At 61.4% G+C, this 21,537-nt stretch carries 16 protein-coding genes and 1 tRNA gene; 7 read left to right on the plus strand and 10 right to left on the minus strand.

All coding sequences use genetic code 11. From position 1 onward, the window contains the following. Window positions 1-297: 297 nt before the first annotated feature. A complete protein-coding gene (locus ACZ41G_RS00750; RefSeq protein WP_464145393.1) occupies window positions 298-1,293 on the minus strand; it encodes a glucose-6-phosphate dehydrogenase assembly protein OpcA in 996 nt (331 codons plus the stop codon). Continuing rightward, a complete protein-coding gene (gene zwf, locus ACZ41G_RS00755) occupies window positions 1,290-2,828 on the minus strand; it encodes a glucose-6-phosphate dehydrogenase (RefSeq protein ID WP_464145395.1) in 1,539 nt (512 codons plus the stop codon). Before zwf ends, ACZ41G_RS00750 begins: the two co-directional genes overlap by 4 nt. 314 nt (window positions 2,829-3,142) lie before the next feature. Here zwf and ACZ41G_RS00760 point away from each other — a divergent pair, with 314 nt between their 5' ends. After that, window positions 3,143-3,958 carry a 5'-methylthioadenosine/S-adenosylhomocysteine nucleosidase gene (locus ACZ41G_RS00760; RefSeq protein WP_464145397.1) on the plus strand — a complete coding sequence of 272 codons (816 nt, stop codon included), beginning with the start codon at window positions 3,143-3,145 and terminating at the stop codon, window positions 3,956-3,958. Between the two features lie 125 nt (window positions 3,959-4,083). Here ACZ41G_RS00760 and ACZ41G_RS00765 read toward each other — a convergent pair. The 5 genes from ACZ41G_RS00765 to ACZ41G_RS00785 form a co-directional block, all read right to left on the minus strand. After that, window positions 4,084-4,160: transfer RNA gene (locus ACZ41G_RS00765), tRNA-Lys, on the minus strand. Window positions 4,161-4,326: 166 nt separating this feature from the next. Then, window positions 4,327-4,587: a mycoredoxin gene (locus ACZ41G_RS00770; protein WP_026503460.1), complete on the minus strand. Its 261-nt coding sequence runs from the start codon at window positions 4,585-4,587 to the stop codon at window positions 4,327-4,329. A gap of 146 nt (window positions 4,588-4,733) precedes the next feature. Further along, on the minus strand, window positions 4,734-5,396 hold the full coding sequence (locus ACZ41G_RS00775; RefSeq protein ID WP_033506597.1) for an amino acid ABC transporter permease: 663 nt from the start codon (window positions 5,394-5,396) through the stop codon (window positions 4,734-4,736). Window positions 5,397-5,449: 53 nt separating this feature from the next. After that, window positions 5,450-6,262, minus strand: coding sequence for a transporter substrate-binding domain-containing protein (locus ACZ41G_RS00780; RefSeq protein WP_044098625.1), 813 nt, complete (start codon window positions 6,260-6,262; stop codon window positions 5,450-5,452). Between the two features lie 149 nt (window positions 6,263-6,411). Further along, entirely contained in the window at window positions 6,412-7,146 is a 735-nt protein-coding gene (locus ACZ41G_RS00785) for an amino acid ABC transporter ATP-binding protein (protein ID WP_464145399.1), read from the minus strand. Between the two features lie 158 nt (window positions 7,147-7,304). On the opposite strand from ACZ41G_RS00785, the gene ACZ41G_RS00790 reads away from it, so the two are divergent. Next, window positions 7,305-8,975 carry a C69 family dipeptidase gene (locus ACZ41G_RS00790; protein ID WP_464145401.1) on the plus strand — a complete coding sequence of 557 codons (1,671 nt, stop codon included), beginning with the start codon at window positions 7,305-7,307 and terminating at the stop codon, window positions 8,973-8,975. A gap of 118 nt (window positions 8,976-9,093) precedes the next feature. Here ACZ41G_RS00790 and ACZ41G_RS00795 read toward each other — a convergent pair whose 3' ends face one another. After that, window positions 9,094-10,161, minus strand: a complete 1,068-nt coding sequence (locus ACZ41G_RS00795) for a glycosyltransferase family 2 protein (protein ID WP_464146296.1) — start codon at window positions 10,159-10,161, stop codon at window positions 9,094-9,096. Between the two features lie 171 nt (window positions 10,162-10,332). Beyond that, window positions 10,333-11,136: a TetR/AcrR family transcriptional regulator gene (locus tag ACZ41G_RS00800; protein WP_464146298.1), complete on the minus strand. Its 804-nt coding sequence runs from the start codon at window positions 11,134-11,136 to the stop codon at window positions 10,333-10,335. Between the two features lie 460 nt (window positions 11,137-11,596). Between ACZ41G_RS00800 and ftsY the strand changes: the two genes are divergently transcribed. Next, the gene (gene ftsY / locus ACZ41G_RS00805) at window positions 11,597-12,907 is read left to right on the plus strand and encodes a signal recognition particle-docking protein FtsY (protein WP_464145403.1); all 1,311 of its coding nucleotides are present in this window, start codon (window positions 11,597-11,599) and stop codon (window positions 12,905-12,907) included. A gap of 759 nt (window positions 12,908-13,666) precedes the next feature. Here ftsY and ACZ41G_RS00810 read toward each other — a convergent pair. After that, window positions 13,667-14,893 (minus strand): cation:proton antiporter, encoded by a 1,227-nt coding sequence (locus tag ACZ41G_RS00810; RefSeq protein ID WP_464145404.1) that lies wholly within the window; start codon window positions 14,891-14,893, stop codon window positions 13,667-13,669. Window positions 14,894-15,323: 430 nt separating this feature from the next. Here ACZ41G_RS00810 and ACZ41G_RS00815 point away from each other — a divergent pair, with 430 nt between their 5' ends. From ACZ41G_RS00815 to ACZ41G_RS00830, 4 genes are all read left to right on the plus strand, one after another. Next, window positions 15,324-16,670, plus strand: coding sequence for an ammonium transporter (locus tag ACZ41G_RS00815; RefSeq protein ID WP_464145406.1), 1,347 nt, complete (start codon window positions 15,324-15,326; stop codon window positions 16,668-16,670). Window positions 16,671-16,967: 297 nt separating this feature from the next. Then, complete coding sequence (locus ACZ41G_RS00820) at window positions 16,968-18,251, plus strand: ammonium transporter (RefSeq protein WP_033506608.1); 1,284 nt, start codon at window positions 16,968-16,970, stop codon at window positions 18,249-18,251. Window position 18,252: 1 nt separating this feature from the next. After that, on the plus strand, window positions 18,253-18,591 hold the full coding sequence (locus tag ACZ41G_RS00825; RefSeq protein ID WP_015449732.1) for a P-II family nitrogen regulator: 339 nt from the start codon (window positions 18,253-18,255) through the stop codon (window positions 18,589-18,591). Between the two features lie 240 nt (window positions 18,592-18,831). Next, entirely contained in the window at window positions 18,832-20,664 is a 1,833-nt protein-coding gene (locus ACZ41G_RS00830; RefSeq protein ID WP_464145409.1) for a [protein-PII] uridylyltransferase family protein, read from the plus strand. Window positions 20,665-21,537: the final 873 nt, after the last annotated feature.

Below are 21,537 nucleotides of genomic sequence, written 5' to 3' on the forward strand. Positions count from 1 at the left end.
TGGCATCACCTTCGCCCCCTTCGCCCGCTGAATCATGACCGACGCCATGCCCGCAGCAAAGCCGACACCATACCCGAAGTGTATCGGCGCCTGATAACCGAGTTGAAAGGCTGCAAACGCCAATAGCATCAACAACGCCCGGCTGGGCGACACTAATCGGGAAGCAATTCCCAATCGGCGCCGCCCAGCCGGGCGTCGTGTATCGTGATTAACCCGATGGCCGGATGGCCGAATAACCGGCATCCGGGTCCGGTATTCAGGTCCGGCATCCGGGCCCGGGGCCGCCATCCGCCTGGCTCAGTGCGAAATCAGATCCCAGCCCTTGTTGATGACATCCGCATAGACCTCATCGGGGTCCATGCGACGCAGCTCCTCGGTCAGGCAGTCTTCGAGCGTGCGCACCGGCACGCTGATCGGCTGCGGGGTCTGCCCGGGAACGCTGATAATCGACTGGTCCTCGTGCGGGCGTTCCAGCGACAGCACGCCGCCGTCCTCGCGGGTCAGATACACACCCGTGACTGCCTCCGCGTTCTCGTCGGCATCGAAATCAACCGGCACGTTGAGCTTGAGCCGCAGCCAAGCGCGCAGCAGATCCGCTGGCAGAAAATCGCTCGGCGCGGTGACGCGAGCGTGCACGATCGGGATGTGCGGCGGCTGGTCGACCATGGAGGCGAGCATGGCGCGCCACACGGTCAGACGCGTCCACGACAGGTCCACATCTTGGGCGGACCAGTTGCGACGGAGCCGTTCGATCGTGGCTTCCGGGTTGCTGGAACGCATCGCGTCGGTGATACGGCTCGACGCCATGGCGCCCAACAGGTCCTTCGACGGGTTGGACGGCGGATTCGTCGGCCACCAGGCCACGACCGGCGCATCCGGCACGAGCAGCGGGATGACCAGCGTGTCGAGATGGTCGACTAGGCCGTTGCGCGGGCGGAGCACAATCACTTCGCCAGCGCCGGCATCCGCGCCGAATCGCACTTGCGCATCGAGATTAGATTCGTCGGCAGTCTTGGTGCTGGAGCCTTCGCCGTCAGTGCCATCCTCGCCTTCAGCTGACACCGCACCAGAAGCGATGGTGGCGTGCGTGTTCGGCACAATCGCAATCACGCGGCAAGGATGCTCACGGCTCGCCGCATTCGCGACTTCCAGCGAGTTCTCAAGCTCGGCGTCGTCGGTACGAATCAGCAGCGTGAGCACGCGCCCGGTCGCCGACTCGCCGCGCTCCTCATGCAGTTCGTCGATTTTCGCGGAGATTTCGCGGGTTCGTGTATTAGGCAGGTCGATAATCATGGCATCCTCCAATGGCGGCCGTCGCGGGCCAGCATCTCATCGGCTTCCGCTGGGCCCCATGTGCCGGAACGATAGGGCTGCGGCTGCCCGAGCGTCGACCAGAACTGTTCGATCGGGTCGAGGATTTTCCAGCTCAAATCCACTTCCTCGGTGGTCGGGAACAGCGGCGGATCGCCGAGCAGCACGTCAAGAATCAGGCGCTCGTAGGCTTCCGGGGAACTTTCAGTGAAGGAACGGCCATAGCTGAAGTCCATGGACACGTCACGCACTTCCATCGCGGAGCCGCCGGGGACTTTCGCGCCGAACCGCATGGTCACGCCCTCGTCCGGCTGCACGCGGATCACGACCGCATTGCTGCCGAGCTCGCGGACCGCGGTCTGCTCGAACGGCAGGTGTGGGGCGCGCTTGAACACGACGGCGATTTCGGTGACGCGCTTGCCCAGACGCTTGCCGGTGCGCAGGTAGAACGGGACGCCGGCCCAGCGGCGGGTGTCCACGTCGAGGCGAATCGCAGCATACGTTTCGGTGGTGCTTGACTTGTCGATGCCTTTTTCGTCCAGATAACCGACAACTTCGTGCGAACCCTGCCAGCCGCGGGCGTACTGGCCGCGGGCGGTGTGGGCGCGCAAGTCCTTCGGCAGGCGGACAGCGGACAGCACCTTGGTCTTCTCGGCCGTCAGATCCTGTGCGGAGAAGCTCACCGGCTCCTCCATCGCGGTGAGCGCCATGAGCTGCAGCAGATGGTTCTGGATGATATCGCGTGCGGCGCCGATGCCGTCATAGTAGCCGGCGCGGCCGCCGATGCCGATATCCTCGGCCATCGTGATCTGCACGTGGTCCACGTAGTTGGAGTTCCAGATCGGCTCGTACATCTCGTTCGCGAATCGCAGCGCGAGAATATTCTGCACGGTTTCCTTGCCGAGATAATGGTCGATGCGGAACACCGAGCTTGGGTCGAAAACCTCGGACACCACGCGGTCAAGCTCGCGGGCGCTTTCCAGGTCATGGCCGAACGGCTTCTCGATGATCACGCGGCGCCACGCGCCTTCGGTGGAGCGTGACAGGCCGGATGCGGCGAGTTGCTTGGATACCAGCGGGAACGCGCGCGGCGGCACCGACATGTAGAAAGCGTGGTTGCCTTGCGTGCCGCGGTCTCGGTCAAGCTCCTGCACGGTGTTGCTCAGCCGTTCGAACGCCGCGGGGTCATCAAAGGTGCCCTGTACGAAGCGGATGCCCTTGGCGAGGTTCTCCCATGTGGATTCCTTGAACGGGGTGCGGCAGCGGGCCTTGACTGCTGTTTTGACGAATTCGATGAAATGCTCGTTGGTCCAGTCGCGGCGGGCGAAGCCGGTCAGTCCGAAGCTCGGCGGCAGCAGGCCGCGATTCGCCAGATCATAGACGGCTGGCAGGAGCTTCTTCTGAGCCAGATCACCGGTCACGCCGAAAATCACCAGGCTGCACGGGCCGGCGATGCGCGGAAGACGCAGGTCGCGCGGGTCGCGCAGCGGGTTGGTCCAGGTTGGTGTGTTGCTCATAATGGCCATCATACGTGTGGGGGAGGTGTTTGGTTTCGGGCCGTCCGCGCTGCGAGGCTGATTTCACGACTGGCGTATCGCGCCAAACAGGCCGGTTGTGGGGCGGCGGCGAGATATCACTCTGTTGTCGTGACTGCCCGATCGCACGGCTGTCAGATGGCGGTCGGATATCACCGGGTCGCGGCTCTGCCATCAGGCTATATGCCCATCATGCGACTGCCGCGTCGCACAACGGCCGGGTATCGTACGCCATCCACCCGCCGCCGTCCGTCTGCCGCCCGTCGAATGTCTCAACCGTGCCCGACGATCGGAGTATGGAGACTCATCATCGCGTTGCGGTGCTGTGTGCGCTGCCGCAGGAAGCTGAACCCATCATCGAGGGCTTGCATGGAATCGAGCGCCGCCGCCGGTACGGCACCGATCTGGTCACCGGACAGTTCGGCGAGGTGTCTGTCGTCGTGTGCGTGGGCGGTATGGGGAAGGTCGCCGCAGGTGCCGCCGCCCAAATGCTGATCTGCGAATATCATCCGGATGCCTTGATATTCAGCGGTATTGCGGGCAGCCTCAACCCGCTGCTGGAGGTCGGGGATATCGTGGTCGGTGGTTCGCTGGTGTACTTGGAGACCAACAACGACATCATCGCCGAATGCGACCCCTTCCTGCACACGTATGCGTCCGATGGCCGTCTTTCCGCGCTCGCCTGCCAGGTTCTGGACGAACAGGGGTATCGTCGCGCGCCGTCGTTGGCACAGATGGACGATACCGCCGCTGCTGCCACCGCCGATGATGCCGCCGATAACACCGCCACCGACAACGGTGCCGGCCGCCGGTACACGCTCGGCACGATTGCGACCAGTGACCAGTTCAACACCGATCCCGACGTACTCGAGCGCACCCGCCGCGTCTGGCATGGCGACTGCGAGGAGATGGAAGGCGCGGCGGCAGCCCACGTGTGCGCCAAGAACCGCGTGCCCTTCCTGGCCGTACGCGCGATGAGCAACCGCTGCGGCGAGGCGTACGAAGACCTCAACCGTCACCAGTCGGACATGACCCTCGCCGCCCAAAACGCCGGGGCGGCGGTCCGGGCGGTCCTAGCGGCCCTACGAGCGGCGCAAATCCGCCGCGAATAAGCCGAAATCCCGCAAAATCGTCGGAAATCTACCACGCATAAGGGGAAACGCAGCATCCGCAACCAGACAGATGGAATGCTTTGAAAAACAAAGTCCTTGAAACTGCTGGGTTCCAAGGACTTAGGTGGTGCCCCCCGTGGGACTCGAACCCACAACCCACGACTTAAAAGGACGCTGCTCTAACCAATTGAGCTAGAGGGGCAACAAACGGTATTGTACACCATGGCTCGACCGGCACGCCGGCCATCGTCGATGGGAGGCATGAGCGGCTGGGGCTCGCGGGAATCAGCCGTCGGCACACTTGCGCCTTTCAGTGGTTCCTGTCAATGCCTGCGCGAACCCCAGCCACGGTCACGCCCCGCCACGCTTCATGCCTCTGCCGGCAGCGCACCCAGCTCCTGCAGTTTCGCCTTGATGTCGTTGGCCGACGGCTCGACTTGGAATGATCCGTCCGCATACTGGACAACCGGGATGTGCTTCTGCCCGCTGATTTCCACGGCCTTGTCGGCGGCACCGTCTTCCTGCTCGATATCGTGCCAGTCGAACGCCGCGCCGAACCGGTTAAGCGCCTCCTTAGCCCGCTTGCAGTCGCCGCACCAGCTTGCGCCGTACACGTTGATATCGCTCATGGTTCCTTCTTTCGTTGATGGTTGCCGGCGGGGCTCCCGTCCGTTCGCCCCGCGCGTTGGTTGCCTATGCTAAGGCAAGACGATGGCGGATGCAGCTGTCCGGCATCAGAATTCGCGGTCCGCGCAAAACAGACAGCGCCACGCGATCAGCTGTGCGCCGCCAGCCGCCGTTCGCACCAGTGCTGCACCCAGGTGAGTACCGTGCAGAACAGCAGGTAGATGACCCCGACCTCGAGGTACAGCGCAAGCGGCTCATAGTACACGGCGGTGATGCGCTGCGCGGTCATGAACATCTCGACGACGGTGATATTCGCGGCGAGCGACGTGTCCTTGACCAGCGAGATGAACGTGTTGAACAGCGCGGGGAACGCCGACCGGAACGCCTGAGGCAGCACGATGCGCCGCATGATGGTCACGTACGACATGTTCGTCGCATACCCGGCCTCGAACTGCCCGCGCGGCACCGCTTCGATCGCGCCTCTCAAGGTCTCGGACGCATAAGCGCCTACGTTGAGCGAGAACGCGATGATGGCGGACGGAATCGCCGGAATGGTCACGCCGATGGACGGCAGACCAAAGAAGATCACGAACAGTTGCACGAGCAGCGGCGTCCCACGGAACACCCACACGTAGAACTGCGCGATCTGCGTGAGTACCGGCGTGCGGGCCACGCGGGTGAGCGCCACGATAATCGCCAGCGCCAAGCCGATGGCGAAGGAGACCAGGGTGAGCGGAATCGTCACCGTGATTCCTGGAATCAGTAGTTTGCCGAATGAATCGACGACTATCTGCCAGACCCTGCCGTCCATTGCGGCTCCTTTCGTAATCTATGCCGGTTTTCAGTTTCCAGCGCAACCGAGCGTTACTTGGTTGAGATGTCCTCGCCGAAGTACTTCTCAGAGATCTTCTTGAGCGTCCCGTCCTTGCGCAGCTTGGCAATGGACTTGTTGATCGCTTCAGTCAGGTCGTCGCTGCCCTTGCGCAGCGGGAAGTGCGCGGCAGGGGTTTTCTCGCTTTTCACGGCGATTTTGATGTCGGCGTTCGGCTTCTGCTTGAGGTAGTCGAGCACAGCGAGCCCGTCGTTGACAATCACGTCGGCCCGCCCGGAGGTCAGGGTTTCCACGGCCTGCGAGAAATCGTTGACCTGCACGAGCGTCGCGCCTTTATCTTGCGCGACTTTCGCCCAGTTGCTGCCGTTCTGCCCGGCGTCTTTCTTGCCTTTGATATCGTCGAAGGATTTGATGGAATTGTCGCTCTTGCGGGTGACGACCACGCCGTAGGAGTAGGCGTACGGCTCAGTGAAATCGTATTTCGCCTTGCGTTCGGCAGTGGTGGTGATCTCGTTGGCCACGCTGTCGGTTTTCTTTGAATCCACGCTGGCGAGCAGCGAATCGAAGTTCGCTTCGGAGAATTCGGCTTTCACACCAAGGTCCTTGGCGACGGCAGTGGCGACATCCACGTCGTAGCCGGTGAGCTTGTTGGTTTTCGAATCATGGTAGCTGTAGGGAGCGTATGTGCCTTCGGTGCCGAAGACCAGCGTTCCCTTGTTCTTGACTTCCTGCAGCGCGCTCGTGGACGAGCTGGAGGAGCCGCAAGCGCCCAACGGCGCGATCAGGGTGATGGCGGCGAGGGCCGCGGCGGCGAGCCGCAGAGTATGGCGTGTGCGTGTGGTCATGGTTGTTCTCCTTGTATGTGATTGATGGTGATTGATTGCCGACGATGACGTATGACGTATGACGTTTAACGTTTGGCATATGGCAGAGACGTGCCGATTGCGGGGACTGCGCTGGCAGGCGGTCGATTGCATGCGGCCTGAAACGAGGGTCAGGAAGCGAAGGATTGCAGGAATTCCGCGGTCCTCGGCTGCGATGGATGGTCGAAAATGTCGCTTGCCGTGCCTTGCTCCACAATGCCGCCGTGCTCAAAGAACACGACATGGTCGGAAGCCTCCCGGGCGAACCGCATCTCGTGGGTGACCATGAGCATGGTCATGCCGTCCGAGGCAAGCTGCCGGATGACTTCGAGCACGCCGCCGACCATTTCCGGGTCGAGGGCGGAGGTGGGCTCGTCAAGCAGCAGAAGCTCAGGTTTCGCGGCGATGGCCCGTGCGATGCCCACGCGCTGCTGTTGCCCGCCGGACAGGGTGCTGGGGTAGCGGTCGGCGAAGTCGGCGAGCCCCACGCGGTCAAGCTGTTCACGCCCGATGGCCTCGGCCTCCTTGCGTGACTTGCCTTGCGCGTAAATCAACGGCTCGGTCACGTTCTGCAACGCCGTTTTGTTGGCGAACAAATTGTAGTTCTGGAACACGAAGCCGATGCGTGAACGGATTGTGTGGATCGTCGCCTTGTCGCGGGTCGCTAAATCGACCGGGCCGTCGCCGAAATCAATGGTGCCGCTATCGGCATGTTCGAGCACGTCGATGACACGCAGCAGCGTGGATTTGCCAGATCCGGACGGACCGATGACGGTGACCGTCGCCGCGTGCGGAATATCAAGATCGATACCGGTAAGCACATCATGCTTGCCGAAACGTTTATGCACGTCGCGGATGGTGATCATTGACGCTCCTTTCACGGGACCTATATGGCGGATTTGTATCTATCAACTGTATAGGCCGGGCCGGTGACCTTTTCCGGCGTGGCTATACCAATCGCCTATCGCAGGCTATCAGCCCCCGCTCACGCCAGCCCATCCCGATGCCGTCCTACAGTGGAATCATGTCTTGTACTACGCTTCTTGTCGGAAAATCCGCCACTATCGACGGCTCGACCATGATCGCCCGCAACGACGATTCCGGTTCCGGCCGCTACGACCCGAAACGCTTCATCGCCGTCAACCCGTGCGACCAGCCGCGGCATTACCGCAGCGAACTGAGCCACGTGAGCATCGACCTGCCGGATGACCCGTGCCGCTACAGCATTGTCCCGAACGCGTTGCCCGGCCGCGGAATCCTCGCGGAATGCGGGATCAGCGAGCGCAATATCGCGATGAGCGCGACCGAGACGATTGCGGTGAACGAGCGGGTGCTCGGTGCTGATCCGATGGTCGAATTGCAGCCGGCCCATGGCAATCCCGGCGATGATGATTACCGGCCGGAAATCCCCGGTGGCATCGGCGAGGAGGATTTCATCACGTTGGTGCTGCCGTACGTGCATTCCGCGCGCGAAGGCGTGCACCGGCTGGGCGAGCTGTTGGAACGGTTCGGCACGTATGAGGCGAACGGCATCGCCATTTCGGATGTGAACGACGTGTGGTATGTGGAGACGATTGGCGGACACCATTGGATTGCCAAGCGTGTGCCGGATGACTGCTATGCCGCGATTCCCAACCAGTTGGGGCTTGACGATTTCGATATAGAGGATGCGCTCGGCGATGCCCGCAATCATATGTGCAGCGCCGATCTGACGGAGTTCATCCGTGAGAATCATCTCGACCGCGGCATGGGCGCAGACAGCTTGAACCGGGTTGGCCGGTTCAATCCGCGCACGCTGTTCGGCACACGTACGACGAAAGACCATATCTACAACACGCCGCGTGCCTGGTATATGGAGCGCTATCTGAACCCGAGCGAGGACTGGGATTCGCCAGCCGCCCGCTATACGCCGATATCCGATGATATTCCGTGGTGCCGCCGGCCGGAGAACCGTGTGACGGTTGAGGATGTCGCGTTCCTCATGGCTTCGCATTTCGAGGACACGCCCTACGACCCGTACGGCACGCGCGGCACGGATGAGACGCGGCATCGGTATCGTCCGATTGGCATCAACCGCACCGGGCAGATGGGATTGCTGCAGATTCGCCCGTACGAGCCGGAAGTGAATCGGTCGGTGATGTGGCTGCAATACGGGTCCGGCCCGTTCACCACGCTCACCCCGTTCTATACGAATGTGCGCGACACGCCTGCGTATTTGCGTGATACGGGCGCGGAGGTGTCAACGGACTCGTTCTATTGGACGAGCCGCATCATCGCGGCGCTCGCCGACCCGCATTATGTGTCGAACAGCAACGCGATCGAGCATTACCGTGAGAACGTCATGTCGCATGGGCATACGCATATCGCGCGTGTTGATGCCGCGCTGCGGGGTGCGACGAGTGCCGGTGCGAGCGCTGGTGCCGGCGCCGGGGCCGGACATGCCGTAAGCTGCGCCGATATCGAGGATGTCGAAGGCATCAAGCATAGCGGGGTGCGCGTGGATGCTGCCGTCGGAGCGGCCGACGATGCTGCTTCCGGAGAATCCGCCGATTGCCGTACTGCGTGCGACGCCCTCGAGCAGGCGAACCGGCAGATGGCGGATTACTTGCGCTCGCAAACCCAGGAGCTGCTCAGCAAGGTGCTGTACACGTCCAGCAACCTGATGCGCAACGCCTTCGCCATGTCCGACCGCTGACCGCCCAACCTTCTACCGACGCTGAGTGGCTTGTGAGCGTCGGTAGAAGGTTGTGCCGACGCTCACAGGTTCGACCAAGTCCGGCTGAATCCGGAGAGAACGGAACGAACGGAGCGAATCAGTTGAAACCGACGACGTGTTCGGCGATGTTGTAGCCGTGCCGGATGATGAATCGCCCGGTCCGCCCGTGCAGGTTGATCGCGCGCGAGACGAGTTTATGCCGCACGTCATGCCCGATTTGCGGCGAAGTAACATCGATTTCGTGCCACAGCCGGTCCTTCTGGCGGTAATTTTCACGGTCGCGCGACAGAATCAGGAAAACGCTGGTCACCACGCTGTTGATCGACAGGAAGTGGATCATGTACCGGTATAGCCCGTCCGGCACGGTGCCGCGTTCCGGTGTCGCCTCAAGCATGAGATGGTTGACGAGTTGCAGCTGCCGCACGCGCCGGATCATCACATCGGTCTGCACGGATTGGCCTTCGCGCCCGATGAAGTAGTGGTAGAACGGCGTATCTAGGTACATGAGCCTGCGCACCCACGGGAACGGCTGATACGAGTAAATGAAATCAACATAGAACGTGTGCTCCGGCAAAATCATGCCTGATTGACGCACCACCGAGGTGCGGAAGGTGAGCGCGTGCATGATCATGTATTGCGAGATGCCGAAATGCCGCAAATCGTCCCAGCCGAGCCTACGGTTCGCATCCATGACGTTGCTGAAATGTACAACATGCTTGTTGCGTTTGCCAACCTTGTCATAGACGTAATCGGTGACCAGCAGGTCGATGGGCTCCCGTTCGAGGCGTTGCGCGCGCAGGGTTTCCATGACTTGGCTGAGTGAAGCCTTGCCGACCCAGTCGTCAGCGTCCACGACCTTGACGTACATGCCGGCGGCCTCGCGAATGCCGGTATTGACCGCGCCGCCGTGCCCCTTGTTCGGCTGGTGGATCGTCCTGACTGTGCCGGGATGCGCGGCTTCGAGCCGGTCCGCGAGCGCGGGGGTCGTGTCGGATGACCCGTCGTCGACGATGAGCACCTCGATGTCGCCGGTATCGGGCGTGTCAATCAACGAAGCGACGCAACGTTCGAGATACTGCTCCATGTTGTATGCAGGTACGACGAACGTCAATGTTTTGGCCTGCTGTGACGTTCCTCGTTGAACGCTGTGGTGAGAATCCGGCATGGCGTCCGTGAAATTAGTCATTGCTCCACCTTCTGTATGTCCCGTGCAAGGCTATCACGGGGAGTGTGGCGGCGTGGCGGGGCTTGCCCGATTTGCGGGTTTCGGCGCCTGATTTGCATGAGGATTTCACAAAGGCGTTACCGCAGGTTCAAGTCGCGGAAAGTGTCCGGATTATGCCGCGTCCTCCGGGGTTGCGTTCTCTGGGGGCACAGAATCCGCCTGATTTGCAGCAGCCGGCGGAATCGGTTCCGCGGTGGCGGTGGTGTCGGCGGAGTTGGCGTCTGCGGCGGGCGGATTGCGCTGTTCGCCGCCATTGTCGTGCTTCGTCTTCTGCGCCGCCTTTTCAGCCGCTTCGCGCGCACGCTTGGCCTTCGCGCCCTCATAGCGCAGTTCCGGCTTGGCTTCGAGGCGGGACAGGCCGTGCCAGGCGAGGTTGACGATGAGCGCGGCGAGCTGCTCCTTGCCGAGCTTGGGTCGGTCGGCCCAATACTGGCCGGTGAACACGGTCATGCCGACAAGCATCTGCGCGTAGTACGGCGCGCTTTTGACGGGAAGATGCTGGCGTTTGAACCATTCGACGAGAATCTGCTCGACTTTTGAGCTCACATCGCCGAGCAGCGAGCTGAACGAGCCGGTTGGGTCGGTGCTCGGGGAATCCCGCACCAGGACTTGGAAGCCTTCCGGATTCTCCTCGATGTAGGTGAGGAGTGCGAGGGCGGCGCGTTCCACAATCTGCCGGGGATGGGCTTCCGTGTCGCTGAGAGAACCGATGAGCGCGTCGGTCAGTGCGCGCATTTCGCGGTCGACGACCACGGCGTACAGGCCTTCCTTGCCGCCGAAATGCTCGTAGACGATGGGCTTGCTGACTTTAGCGCTCGCGGCTATTTCCTCGACGCTCACCGCTTCGAACCCTTTGGACGCAAACAGTGCCCTCCCTATCTCGATAAGCTGCTCGCGCCGCTGATACGACGTCATCCTCGAACTACCTGCCATAGTGTCTAGTTTCTCACCCCTTGTGGATTTCAGCTGTGGAGGGGGATGGTGGGTCGGCGGTGCCGCCGGGTGCGGATACCTCGTCCCGGGGCGCTGGCGCTCAAAGGCACCCAAAGATAGCAAGGTATCTCGAGGTTCCTGTTCGCCCTGCGGCGCAGAACCCGGCGGTTGGATGCGTATCTTGCCAGTGCTGTTGAGATGTGCGTGTATTTGTGGGTTGTTGTGGTTGGGTGGTGTCGGCTTGTCCGCGATGCGCTCCCATCTGCCGGTTGCCGGGCGCGGGGTGGGCGTGGGGTGCCGCGGGAACCTGCAGATGCGGGCGTATCTCATCAGCGCTGTGCAGATACGCGCCCATCTGTGGGTTGCTGCCGTTACGTCTGTCCGGCATCCTGGATTTGCGCGTCTAGTCCCGCCTGTCCCTTGAAAACCATAGGCTGGAGGTATGGATACTCAACAGATTATCGCGATTGTTGTAGTGGCGGTTATCGCCATCGCGCTGATTGTCACCGGCGTGCTTGCTGACCGTTCACGCAAGAAGCGTATCGATGCGGCCGAGCAGGCCCGCGAAGACCGTGAGGCCGCGGCGAAAGCGGCCGCCGACAAGGCGATTGCGACGAAACAGGCTGCCGGTTCCGAAGCCGGATCCGCTGCCGGGACTGCGTCGACACCGTCCGACCAAAAGTCGGGAGCTGAATCGGCTGAATCGACGAAACAAGCCGAATCAGCGCAATCAGCGGCTTCGTCAACCGAATCCGCCGGTTCGGCCCAATCCGCCCAACCTGAGAGCCAGACCTCCCAGACCGCTGAATCCCAGCCGCAAACGCCGGAATCCGCTACCTCCCGCATGACCCGTCTGAAGGCGCGCTTGGCGAACAGCGCGAACCCCTTCGGCAAGGCCCTGTTCAACATTCTCGCCAAGGACCACCTGTCCGAGGCTGATTGGGAGGATGTCGAGGACACGCTGCTCATGGCCGATGTCGGCGCAGACGCTTCCGAGCAGCTGGTCGATGAACTGCGCAACGACGCCCGTATCACCGGCACGCATGACCCCACCCAAGTGCGTGAGGCCTTGCGTTCCAAGCTGCTTGCGATGGTCGGTACGGATACCGACCGTCGCCTGAACGCTGACAAGCCCGAGGCGCACAAGCCGAGCGTCATCATCATGGTCGGTGTCAACGGCACCGGCAAGACCACGACCGCGGGCAAGCTCGCGCGCCTGTTCGTCGCCGAGGGCAAGAGCGTGATGCTCGGCGCGGCGGATACCTTCCGCGCGGCGGCGGCCGACCAGCTGGAAACCTGGGGCGCGAAGGTCAATGTGCCGGTCGTGCGTTCCGACAAGGATGGCGCCGACCCGGCATCCGTCGCGTTCGAGGCATCGCAGCGCGCGAAGAACGAGAACGCCGACGTGCTGATCATCGATACCGCGGGTCGCCTGCAGAACAAGGCGAACCTCATGGATGAGCTCGGCAAGATTCGCCGCGTCACCGAAAAGAACCTGCCGGTCGATGAGGTGCTGCTCGTCCTTGACGCGACCACCGGCCAGAACGGCATGGAACAGGCGAAGGTGTTCGCCCAGGCAATCGGCATCACCGGTGTCGTGCTGTCCAAGCTGGATGGTTCCGCAAAGGGTGGCATTGTGATTTCCGTGCAGAAGGAGCTTGGCGTGCCGGTCAAGCTGGTCGGTCTGGGCGAAGGCCCGGACGATCTGGCGCCCTTCAATCCGGAGGACTTCGTCGACGGCATTCTCGCCTGACACCGAATCCCGGAGCGGAAGCCAGAAACCGCAGTCCGAAGCGGTGTGGTAGTGCCGCAGCATGATAGCGCCGCTACAGCGTGACGATGCCGCCGTACGCAACGAAGCGTGCCGGCGGCATCGCCATCATGCGCCTTCTGTAACAACCGGTACTTACCTCGCGTATCCGAATGTCGTTCTCATTCACAACTGGTTACGCTGACGGGCTTCTCAGCGTAACCTGTTTGTAGATATTGCAAGCCAATCGCCAGTGCTGGGGACTGACTCACCGCAGCGTGCCGGGGCATCGCCGTCACCCGCGGCTTCTTGGCCGCGCGGATTCGCGATTCGAAATCTCAATATCTCGTGATTTCGGGGCACAGGATTAAGATATTGAGAGATATTTCTGAATATCTCGCCGGTTCGGTCTTTTTCAAGAGATTTTTCGATTTTGCGCTGCGGGCACTACCGGCCGCATCATCAGAAATCCTTGATATTTCAAGGAATCTAAGATGTCGCCCTGTTGCCGTGTCGCCGGTTCGGTCTCAAAATCTCGCGCGATTCACGCAATCGCCGAGATATTCAAACTTTTTTCTGAAAAACTCGCTCGTCAAGGCAAAATCACGAGATATTGAGATTTCGTGGCCACGATGATTACTCGCTGACAAAACTTGCTGACGGGACTCGCTGATTGAACCCGCAGACGGATCCGCCGTCGAGCACCGTCGACGGACTCGCTGTCGAGCCCAGAAAAATAAAGACCGACCGGGGTGCAAGGAATCAGGCGATTGTCGCTGTGACCCCGATCCCGGCCCCGGCCTCGTTCGCCGGGCTATTAACCCCGGCTGTATCATCCTGCGCCGGAGTGCCCCGCAGCGCAGCCTTCAGGAACAGCGGCGCGACGAGTGTCACCAGTGAAATCGTGAAAATAATCGTCGAATAGTAGTTGTCCGACAGAATATGCTGCGAGAAGCCGATTTGCGCGGTGATCAGCGCCATTTCGCCGCGTGGGATCATACCCGTGCCGATCACTAGGGAGCTGCGTCCGTTGAATCCGGCCATCCGCGCGCCCAGCCCGCATCCAACAATCTTCGTGATGACGCCCAGCAAGGTCATCGCCACAATGAACCACATCAGATGCATATCATGCACCGCTTCAGTGTTCAAACCGATGCTCACGAAGAACAGTGGCACGAAGAAGCAGTCGCCGATCGGCTCAATGTCGCGGTCCACTTGCTCGCGGTAGTCGCTGCGGCTTACGGCGATGCCCGCGAAGAACGCGCCGACCGCGTAGCTCAACCCTACCAGCTCCGAGCACCACGCCATCGCCAGGCAGATGATTGTCGCCATAATCGCGATGCCGCTCGGCGCTTTGATGAGTGCGGCCAAGGTCATCAGCCAAGGCGCCACCCACAGCACCACGACCACCGTCCCCGCGAAGAACGCGACCTGCTTGAGCGCAATCAAACCAAGTTGCTGAACGGAAACGCTGCCGGTGCTGATCAGCGTGCTCATGATGCTCAGCAGGATCACGCCGATCACGTCGTCCGCAACGGCAGCGCCCAGAATCGACGCGCCTTCCTTCGTATCCAGCCGCCCCGCTTCTTTGAGCACGGCCACCGAAATAGACACCGATGTCGCGGAAAACACCACGCCGATGAACAGCGACGACATGGGGTCGAAGCCGAACGCCATGCTCGCCCCGCCCATGATGAGCACCGGCGCGATCACGCCCATACACGCCACGATGAGCGCAGCCTTGGAGTAGCGTTTGAGCAGCCCCAGGTCGCAGCCCACGCCGCCGAGAAACATGAGCACGATGATGCCGATATTGCTGAACAATTCGGTGGAATCACTCGGCTGCATCAGTCCCAGGACGGCCGGTCCGCAGACGATACCCACCACGATCTGCCCGACGACCTCGGGCAGCCCGGTTTTCCGGCATATCGCGCCGGACAGCATGGTCAGCACCAGGATCGCGCATAATGTCGCGACGAACACCGCCATCGGAACCTTCCTTCCCGAACGCCTTGGACAGTTCGACCGTCGGCGCCCCGTCACTCCCAGCGTGCACACACAGCGCATTTCGCGCGTATGATGCGCATGACATACATGACGCGCGCGGCACGCATACATTCAGCCCGCCTGCCGTCAATCGCCCGCAAACCGACATCATATATATGGATTCACTTACGGATTTACTGTAATCTCGCCGCGGTATCGACTGTTACACGAGCGCAATCTACCTGACCTGCCCGTAACAAGGCGTGCATTCCCAAGAAATCCGTCTGTTTAGCATGGTTGCCAGAATCCGGGACGCACAAGAGACGGGTTGAGGCCGGTTCTTCGGACACGGCGTTCACGCCCTTTGGACACAGCGTCCACGTCCTTTGGATTCAGACAGCCATCCCATAAGAGAGGAAAGGAAGTGGGTGCCATGTCATCGACCAATGTCATCTGGACATTGCTCGCCGCGACGCTGGTGTTCATGATGCAAGCCGGCTTCGCGATGCTTGAGACAGGCTTCACACGAGCGAAAAACGCCGGCAATATCGCCATGAAGAACCTGATGGACTACTGTATCGGCACGGTCCTGTTCTGGATTTTCGGTTTCGGCATCATGTTCGGCCCGTCCATCGGCGGCATCATCGGCAAGCCTGATTTCTTCGTGACAAGCAGCTACCAGTACAACCAATACGTTCCGACGATGGTCTACCTGATGTTCCAGACCGTGTTCTGCGCGACATCCGCGACCATCGTCTCCGGCGCCATGGCGGAACGCACGAAGTTCTCCGCCTACCTGATTTACAGCGCCCTGATTTCCGCGATTGTCTACCCGATTTCCGGCCACTGGTGCTGGAACTCGGACGGCTGGCTCGCCCAGCTTGGCTTCCATGATTTCGCCGGTTCCACCGTGGTACACATGGTCGGCGGCATTTCCGCGCTGGTCGGCGCGATTTTCCTGGGCCCGCGTATCGGCAAGTTCGACAAGAACGGCAAAGCCCGCGCAATCCCGGGCCACAGCATGACGCTCGCCATGCTCGGCATCTTCCTGCTGTGGATCGGCTGGTTCGGCTTCAATCCGGGCTCCACGATCACCGCCGACGGCAAGGACACCTGGGTGGAGATGGGCAGCATCTTCATCACCACGAACCTTGCGGCCGCTGTCGGCGCGCTCACCGCGATGTTCCTCGCCTGGAAGAAGTACGGCAAGCCGGATGTCGGCCTGACCATCAACGGCGCGCTCGCCGGCCTGATCGGCATCACCGCGGGCTGCGATGTGGTCAGCCCGGTCGGTGCCTTCTTCATCGGCCTGATTTGCGCGTTCATCTACGTGTACGCCGCATCCATCGTCGAAAACAAGTTCAAGATCGATGACCCGGTCGGCGCATTCGCCGCCCACGGTTGCTGCGGTGCCGGCGGCACCCTGCTGGTCGGCCTGTTCGCGAAGGACGGCGGCCTGTTCTACGGCGGCGGCTTGAAGCTGCTGGGCGTCGAACTGCTCGGTGTGGTCGCGGTCGCGGCATGGACCACGGTCACGATGATCATCATCTTCTGGGTCATCAAGCACACCATCGGCCTGCGCGTCTCCGCCAAGGAGGAGCTGTCCGGCCTTGATCTGCCTGAGCACGGCCTGGTCGCCGCCTACGCTGATTTCGAGCCGAGCGTGCTCACCAAGAGTGAGGACTCCTATGAGGCCCGTGTCGCCCGCGAAGCTGAGGCTGAGGCTGAGGCCGCTGCCGCCGCTGGCGCAACGGCGAAGGAGGCCGCCGCCGCCAAGTAGCAAGACTGGCAACCGTCCTTTGGCCTGCCACCTGTGGCACGCTGTTGGACAATGCTCACAATGTGGTCATCAAAATTGGCAGGGATTCCTGTCCACGGTTTCCCGCGAAGCGCGGAATTCGAGACGAGTCGCGGATAATTGTACAAGCGCTGTAACGTTGGCGTAACATTCCGTAACGTTTCGAAAACCCGGCGGGCGTTCCATAACCGTGTCAGTTCCCACATGGGGATTACATAGTGAGTGGTTCGCTCGCCCGCCCGCCTCGTCCAAGGCAGGCGCCGGAGAGGGAGGTAATGTATGGACACCGGAAATGCAGCGTGGATGTTGACATCCGCGGCTCTGGTTTTTTTGATGACGCCTGGTGTGGCGTTCTTCTACGGCGGCATGGTCCGCGCGAAGGCCGTCCTGAACATGTTGATGCTGTCGGCGGCCGCGATTTCGGTCACTGCGATCATCTGGACGTTCTGGGGTTGGTCGATCGCTTACGCAGGTAAGGATATCGGCGGGATCTTCGGCGATCCGGCCACCGGCTTCCTGCTCAAGGACTCCATGGTCGCCAAGGATGGTGTGTTCACCGCAGCCAACACGTCCGGGGATTATCCGGGCAGCATTGACGTGGCGTTCCAGGCCACCTTCGCGATGATCACGGTTGCGCTGATTACCGGCGCGATTGCTGAACGTGTGAAGTACAGCACCTGGATGCTGTTCGTGGCGTTGTGGATTACGTTCGACTACGCTCCGATGGCGCACATGGTGTGGAACGGCGGCCTGCTGTCTCCGACGGGTGCCATTTCGCAGGCGCTCGGCGCTGCCGCGCATGATTTCGCAGGCGGCACAGTGGTCCACATCAACGCGGCTACCGCGGCTCTTGTCACCGTGCTGATTATCGGCAAGCGCAAGGGCTTCGGCACGCAGCCGATTCGCCCGCACAACGTACCGTTCGTGATGCTCGGCGCGTTCCTGCTGTGGTTCGGCTGGTTCGGCTTCAACGCCGGCTCCGCGTTCGGTGCGAACGGCACCGCCGGCTACGCGTGGGTCAGCACGACCGCTGCTGCGGCCGCTGCGATGCTCGCTTGGGGCTTCACCGAGAAGGTGCGTTCCGGTCACTACACCGCGGTCGGCGCGGCATCCGGTATGGTGGCCGGCTTGGTTGCCATCACCCCTGCCGCCGATGTGGTCTCCCCGCTGTGGGCGATGGTGATTGGCGCTATCGCCGGTGTGGTCACCTGCCTGGCGTGCGGTCTGAAATTCAAGTTTGGTTATGACGATTCGCTCGACGTGGTTGGCGTCCACGGCGTCGGCGGCCTGATCGGTACCGTGCTCATCGGTTTCTTCGGTGTCGGCACCGGTCTGTTCACCGGTGGCAGCTGGCGTCAGCTGGTCGTCCAGATCCTGGTGGCCCTGATTGCCATCCTCTACTCCGCTGTGGTGACCTCGATCATCGTCTTCGCGCTTGAGAAGACGATGGGCTGGCGCGTCACCGAAGCTCAGGAGGTCTCCGGCATCGATATGGCCGACCAGGGCGAGCGTGCATATGATTTCGCTGGCACTGCCAGCTCCGTCCTCAAGGAGGTGAAGTGAGATGAAGCTTATTACCGCTATTATTCAGCCCCATAAGCTTGATGATGTCAAGGAAGCGCTCGCTGCTGCGGGCGTGCATGGCCTGACCGTCTCGGAAGCCAATGGATATGGTCGCCAGCGCGGCCACACCGAGGTCTACCGCGGCGCCGAGTACACGGTGGATCTCATCCCGAAGATTCGCGTGGAAGTGCTCTCCGACGATGCCGACGCGGAAACGCTGGTCGGTGTGATCGTGAAGTCCGCGGGCACCGGAACCATCGGCGACGGCAAGGTGTGGGTCACGCCTCTTGACTCCGTGACGCGCGTCCGTACCGGCGAAACCGGTTCGGCCGCCATCTGAAAGCTCCCGTCCCCGGTGTCGCGGTTTCGTCTGTTTGCCGCGGCGCTGACGGTCGGGTATTGATAAGACAGGTCCCCGCACGTGCTGGCGCAGTGCGGGGATTCTTTATACGCCCGTCGAGGTTCAAGCGGACTGTTGGCGGGCGGTGCGCCAAGCGCATTCGTCACACGTGCGGGGTGGGTCGCGGTCTGATACGCGGTCCGCCCAAATCGCGGGGAATATGGCTCGTTTGGAGGGGATATGGCTTCTGCGGTTGATGGATTGAAACAACGCTTCATGGACGTCAGCAAGCCGGACGCCGACGGCGTCTACCGTCGCGGCAAGGACAAACGCAAGCAGCGTACGCAAATCGCGATGACCAGCCTGTGCGAACTGTGGAAGGAAGCGGTCGAATCCGTGCCCTTCGACGTGCCCGAACACGGTGTGGGTCTTGCCGCGGTCGGCTCTCTTGCGCGCGGGCAGATCGGCCCGAGCTCCGACATCGACGTCGTGCTCATGGTCGAGCCGCACACGTTGAAAGACGACCAGCTCAACCAGCTGGCGAACAAACTGTGGTACCCCCTGTGGGACAGCGGTCTCGACCTCGACCATGCGGTCCGCACCCGGCAGCAGTGCGAGTCGGTTACTGACCATGATTTGCCTGCCGCGATGGGATGGTTGTTCGTGCAGCCGGTCGCCGGGGACACCGAACTCATCGAGAAAACGGCGAAATCCATTCTCGAACGCTGGCGAAAAGCGGCGCGCAAACGATTGCAGGAGTTGCTTGATTCGGCGTCCTCACGTCTTGAGGAGTTCGGCAGGCTCCCGTACTTGAACCAGCCTGATATCAAAGAGGCTCGCGGCGGCCTGCGCGACACAGTGCTCGTGTCCGCGCTTGCGGCATCCTGGCTTGCCGACCGGCCCCACGGCTCCTATGACGAGGCGGTTGAACGGCTGCTAGATGTGCGCGACTGCCTGCACGTGGTCGCCGGCAAGGAAACCAACTTGCTGCTGCCTGCCTACCAGCCGAAAGTCGCCGCGATGCTCGGCTTGGCCGACCCGACCCTGCCGGAAGGCGAGCGCGAGGCGGATGCGGTTGAAGGATTGCAAACCCTGCTGGCCACGCTGGGCCGTCGTATTGCGTTCTCGTTGGATTCCACGGCTTCGCACGCACGGCACACGCTCACCCATGAAAAACCGCGGTTCGCGTTCTTCCAGATGTTCCAGCCCCGGGCGGGCGGCAAACGTGAGGCGCCGACTTTCAAGACTATTGCGCCCGGTGTGGTCGAGCATGAGCAGGAGGTGGCCCTAGCCGTGGGTGTCGATCCGAGCCGGGACGCGACCCTCCCGTTACGTGTCGGGGTGGCGGCCGCGGAATACGGCCTGCCGATTAACCCGTCAACCCTGCTGAATCTCAAGCATTGCCCGGTCACCGATAAAAGCTGGGACCGCGAGACGCGCGAACTGTTCATCCGGTTCTTGGCCACGGGTCAGGCACTGCCGCCGGTGTGGGAGGAGCTTGATTTCGTTGATTTGCCGGGCAGGTGGATGCCAGAGTGGCTGGGCGTGCGCAACCGGCCGTCCGCGTCTGCGGCGCACCGCTATACGATTGACCGCCATATGATCGAAGTCGTCTCACGGCTTGGACGTGAGGCGCCGAGCGGCATGCGCTACGACGACACACAATACGCGACACTGCTGTTGGCTGGTTTGTTGCATGACATCGGCAAGCGTCCGGGCGTACGCGACCATGCGGCAGAGGGCGCAAGGCATGTGCCGGTCATCTTGGGGCGTATGGGCTTCGACGACCAGGTGGTCAGCCGGGCGACACTGCTGGTGCGCGAGCATCTGACGCTCTCACAATTCGCTACGGGCAAGGATCCGGAGGATCCCGCGGTTGGCCGCGAGCTTGCTGGGCGTGTTGAGAACGATCCGGTGTTGCTGGATATGCTGTTCGACCTGACGCGGGCGGACGGCTCGTCGTTGGGTGCCACCTCCGGCGAGGCGATCACCAAGCAGTACGGCTGGTCGCGCTGGCGCGAGGCGACTGTGCGCATGATGTACCAGGCCGCGCGCGAGGCGATGGGACGCTGACCGTGTCCGCGGTTCGCTGGTTTGATCGGGTCGGTTTGATCGGGTCGGTTTGGTTGGATCGGTCTGATCAGGTCAGACCGGCCGCACTGGCACACCTGTCCTTGCCTACATCCTGCATCCGTCGCCCCGATGGCCCACTACATCCGGTATTTCTGACGTTGGCGCCAACAATCCGAATATATGGTCGTATGTGATGCGAGTGATGTCGAATATGCTGCGAACAGCCGTGAGACAGGGGCTTGCTCCCGCCGGTCTGAATCATGCGGCGCGAATCGGTCTGCCCAAAAGCTGCGGCTAGATTGACGTATTGTTCGTCGTTCCAGATTCCGCGGGTTTCACCTCGTCTTGAACTGCGATGTCCCGTCATATTCGTGCTGCCTTACTCTGTTTCGCCTTGTCAGCGCTTCGCGACTTTCCTTGCGCTCGGAATTTCTGACGCCGGTGAAAAAATCCGAACGCTTGTTGTGATCGTCGAGGCAAGCGGATGCTGATGCGTGTTTGTGGATGTCTGGTCGCAGGAGGTCGCCAGAGTAGAAGCGCGCGTCATTGGAGTTGCTCCTTGTAGCACGTTGATGGAGCAGATGCAAATCGATATTGCGGCGGCTGTGGATTGTCCCCAAGCTATCCACAGAATTATCCCCAATATGTGGATAATCACATACGTTATCCACACGGTTATCCCCACAATGTGGATAACTCGATTTTCTATCCACATTTTGTGGCATCCGCGTGTCGCAAAGGTGAACAATATGAAAACCGCATACAGGCGTGGCGGATTGAAGATGAACGACCAGTGCTGCCGACAGACTGGACTCTCAGATGCAGTCAAGCTGATTGTCAGACTTCGGAGGCTGTGATTGATCTTGGGACAAA

The organism is Bifidobacterium porcinum (genome assembly GCF_055378475.1).